The 386-nt window shown below is 30.8% G+C and carries 1 protein-coding gene; it reads left to right on the top strand.

What is annotated here, in order from left to right; translation table 11 throughout:
* Positions 1-109: 109 nt before the first annotated feature.
* A partial coding sequence (locus HMPREF3241_RS10435; protein WP_070853660.1) for a transposase occupies positions 110-386 on the top strand: 277 nt, incomplete at its 3' end.

Here is a 386-nt window from a genome sequence, read left to right as displayed (position 1 = left end):
GCCAAAATACTTTGTGTTTATATGTAATTTTACATTAAAATACTTAAAAAAATAAGGCCCTTTCGTATAATTTAACAAATACCACTAAACGAAATTAACGAGGTGCCTTATGTATAAAGATTATAATATGACGCAACTTACTTTACTAAAGGAAACTTCAGTACTTATCCCCACACATGATATGTTACAATATGTGAATGATATTGTTGAAACAATTCCTAAGACTGAATTCGATGAATTCAGACATCATCGTGGTGCAACACCATACCATCTAAAAATGATGTTAAAAGTAGTTCTATATGCCTACACACAATTTGTGTTTTCAGGACGTAAGATAGAAAATTTACTCAATGTTAGCATCCGAATGATGTGGCTATCACAAAATC

It is taken from the genome of Staphylococcus sp. HMSC34G04 (genome assembly GCF_001838765.1).
Lineage (GTDB): Bacteria > Bacillota > Bacilli > Staphylococcales > Staphylococcaceae > Staphylococcus > Staphylococcus epidermidis.
The sequence above is the reverse complement of the archived record's forward strand: the minus strand, read 5'-3'. Positions and strand labels throughout refer to the sequence as shown.